At 70.9% G+C, this 3,218-nt stretch carries 3 protein-coding genes; 1 reads left to right on the top strand and 2 read right to left on the bottom strand.

What is annotated here, in order from left to right; genetic code table 11:
- Positions 1-240: 240 nt before the first annotated feature.
- Together ACWCRB_RS49515 and ACWCRB_RS49510 are read right to left on the bottom strand one after the other, a co-directional pair.
- Positions 241-1,653, bottom strand: a complete 1,413-nt coding sequence (locus ACWCRB_RS49515; RefSeq protein ID WP_451002329.1) for an amidohydrolase family protein — start codon at positions 1,651-1,653, stop codon at positions 241-243.
- Positions 1,654-1,738: 85 nt separating this feature from the next.
- Positions 1,739-2,524: an Atu4866 domain-containing protein gene (locus tag ACWCRB_RS49510; protein WP_451002328.1), complete on the bottom strand. Its 786-nt coding sequence runs from the start codon at positions 2,522-2,524 to the stop codon at positions 1,739-1,741.
- Positions 2,525-2,829: 305 nt separating this feature from the next.
- On the opposite strand from ACWCRB_RS49510, the gene ACWCRB_RS49505 reads away from it, so the two are divergent.
- A complete protein-coding gene (locus tag ACWCRB_RS49505) occupies positions 2,830-3,108 on the top strand; it encodes an Atu4866 domain-containing protein (RefSeq protein ID WP_235474022.1) in 279 nt (92 codons plus the stop codon).
- Positions 3,109-3,218 lie beyond the last annotated feature (110 nt).

The raw sequence follows: 3,218 nt of genomic DNA, 5'->3' as shown, positions 1-3,218 counted from the left end.
GCGCTGCTCGGCGACCGGATCCGGATGAACTCCCTGGACGGCAGTCGGGTCTTCTTCCGGAGTCTGGCTACGCGTGGGAGTCGTGAGCTGCCCCATGTCGAAGGAACGTGCCGGGTGGGATGACATGGGAACTCCGGGCCGGGGGCATCCGGTCGCCGCCGGGATACGACGAGTGCCCCCCGGCCGTGGAGGGACGGCCGGGGGGACGAGGGTGGGAACTGCCCTGTGGGCGGGGGGTGTTCAGGCCGCCGGGGTGTTCAGTACGTACTCGCGCGAGGCGTGCACCTCGTTGCGCAGGGCGGTGAGGTCTACGTCCAGGACCTGGCCGTTCCACTTGCGGGGTTCGCCGTTGATGAGGACGGCGCTGATGTTGCGGGCGTCGGAGCCCAGCACGATCGTGCCGATCGGGTCGTTGAGGGGCATGTTGTTGAGGTCCTCGGCCCGGATGACCAGCAGGTCGGCCTTCTTGCCCGGGGTGAGTGAGCCGGTGACGGCTGCCAGGCCGTTCGTTCGGGCGCCCTGGAGCGTGGCGAAGTCGAGGACGTCGTACGTGGTGATGCGGGAGGGCTGTCGGTCGGTGCCGTAGGCGGCGTTGACCGCGCGCATCCGCTGGATGGCGTGCAGGGCCCGCATCTGGGTGAACATGTCGCTGGCCAGGGCGACTTCGACGTCGATGCTCAGTCCGGGGCGGATGCCGACGGCGAGGGCCTCGTCGACTGCGGGGATCGCGGTCTCCAGGCCGATCTGCGCGTCGGAGGTCGGGGCGAGGGCCACCGTGGTGCCGGACTCCCCCATCGCCTTCCATGCCTCGGGGGTCAGTCCGGTGGAGTGGATCAGGGTGACGTCGGGACCGAGGACGCCGTCCTTGGCCCAGCGCAGGACCGCCTCGGAGCCGGACGCGCCGAAGACGGCGTCGACGCTCACTCCGATGCCCAACTCCTTGGCGACGCGGGCGAGTTCGGGGCCGTACGCGAGTGCCGGGCCGGCGATCTCGTCGGTGGCCAGGGTCGCCAGGCGCAGGGTGAGCAGTTGGTCGTCGCTGCTGAAGTACTTGTCCTTCATGCGGGTCAGGTCGCCGGGCCACTGGCGGTCCCACTCGCCGAAGTGCGGGCCCATGGACGCGTGCACGCCTCGGATGCCGGTGTCGACGAGAGCCTCGATGCCGGCGTCGGAGTGCTCGGCGGTGCGGGAGTTGTGGGAGAAGTCGAGCATCGTCGTGATGCCGCTGTCGATCGCGGTCAGGGCGGCCAGGCGAGTGCCGATGTACATGTCCTGGGGCCGGTAGACCGTGGCGTAGCCGGCGAGGGTGGCCATGACGTAGCCGCCGAGGTCGTCGACGTCCGGCATGATCCGGCGCAACTGGGCCTCCCAGGCGTGCCGGTGGGTGTCGACGAAGCCGGGGGTGAGGACCGTACCGGTGGCGTCGACGACCACGGCGTCGCCCGCGTCGAGGCCGCGGCCGACGGCGGTGATGGTGTCACCCTCGACGAGGACGTCACCGCCGTCGATGACACCGAGACCGGGGTCCATGGTGACGACGGTCGCGCCGGTGATCAGGATGCGCCGCCGGTCGGCGGGGCGGCGCCGGAGCTCTTCGAGGACGGCGGCGCTGGTGGTGTCGTTGGCGTTGGCGTGGGCCGTGTTGGCGTTCATGAGAGGTCTTCTTTCGGCTTTCGATACGGCGGGGAGAGGAGGCGGGGTGGAGAGGTGGGGTGGTGGGGTGGTGGGGGTGGTGGGGTCAGGCGAGCTTCATGACGTAGCCCGCGTGGTGCAGTTCGTCGGCCTGGAACGCTCCGTAGGCCCAGAAGCCGAGGTCGTCCAGGTAGTCGATGCGGTCGCCGTCGATCCAGTAGCGGCCCTGGTAGGCGTGCGGGCGTCCGCCCCGGGTCTCGTCGTAGCGGCCGTCGGCGGTGAGTTCCTGGTGCAGGAAGTCGTTGCGGTCGATCCAGACGCCGACGCGCGGGCTGCCGGTCAGGTCGGCGGCGGCCGGGATGCCCGTCTCGGGGGCGGTGGCGCGGCCGGGGACGTCGGTGCCGGCCCACAGGACCGGGCTGCCGGCCGCGACGAGGGCGCGGATCTGCTCCGGCCGGGTGAAGAGGGCGGCCACGGCGCCGGGCACGTCGGCGGCGAGTTCGTCGGGCAGCACCAGGAAGTCGGGGGTGTTGCCCGGGGTCAGTGTCGCGACGAACTCCGAGCGGTGGCCACGGCCGCCGGTCAGCGCCACGGTGTCCACGACGGCGGGGGCGATGGTCAGGCCGGTGCAGTCGACGACGATGGCGTTGTCGTCCCCCGCCGCGGTGATGATGCCGGGGCCGACCCCGACGACCAGGGAGCCGACGAACAGCAGGTCGGCGCCGGTCATGGTCCCGATCAGCGGATCCGCCGTCAGGATGCGGGCGTTGGTGAACAGGACGGGACGCCCCTCGTCGTTCGAGAGGATCTCGGCGAGGGCCTCGGGGTTCCAGCCCACGGCGCCGGAGTCAGGTTTGGTGGCGGTGTCGGAGATGGCGTGGGTGACGGTCATTGCGTGCTCCTCGGTGGAGTCGCCTCGTCGGTGTCACCGCTGCGCGAACTGAGCGCCGGTACAGGTCCCGAGGCGAGTGTTTCGGCAGCCGCTGCGGCTGCTCGACCACCAGATTCGTCGCGCCGGGGAATCGGAACCAGGCCGCGGTTTCCCCAGGTGTCGCGCACCCAGGATCCGTGCCGCCGCGTACCTCGGAGGGTGCCCGGGGAGGTCTCTCGCGATGGTGGGTGTGCGGCACCCAGGAAGCGCCCACCTGGGGAGACGGCGGCCTGGTTGCCCCCGGTCGGCGGGGCGATCGTAGAGCCATGACCAGCAACGACACACCCCGCGCCCCGCACCCGTACGTCGGGATGTGGGTGACCGCCGACGGGTTCATCCGCCAGGAACTGCTGCCGAACGGCCGCTACGACGAGGCCCGCGGCAACCGCCGCAGCGCCTACACCGGCAGCTACACCGTCACCGGCGACCACATCGACTACGTCGACGACACCGGCTTCACCGCCACGGGCGATGTCCGTGACGGTGTCCTCTTCCACGAACACCTGGTGCTCTACCGCGAGGGCGCGGAGCCCGCCCGGCGGTGAGCGGCGGCGCCCCGGGCGGCCAGCGCGTCCTTGAATTCGGGATTGTTACTCTTGCAGGCAAAACCCGGACTTCGACCTGTCCGTCCATTCTCGGGCGTTCAGGTGGGAGT

It is taken from the genome of Streptomyces sp. NPDC002156, assembly GCF_053593675.1.
This window is presented reverse-complemented; position numbering and strand designations above follow the sequence as displayed.

Excerpts from the sequence above, each read along its gene's own strand:
- ACWCRB_RS49515 (WP_451002329.1), bottom strand. The coding sequence starts at position 1,653 with ATGAACGCCAACACGGCCCACGCCAACGCCAACGACACCACCAGCGCC.
- ACWCRB_RS49510 (WP_451002328.1), bottom strand. The coding sequence starts at position 2,524 with ATGACCGTCACCCACGCCATCTCCGACACCGCCACCAAACCTGACTCC.
- ACWCRB_RS49505 (WP_235474022.1), top strand. The coding sequence starts at position 2,830 with ATGACCAGCAACGACACACCCCGCGCCCCGCACCCGTACGTCGGGATG.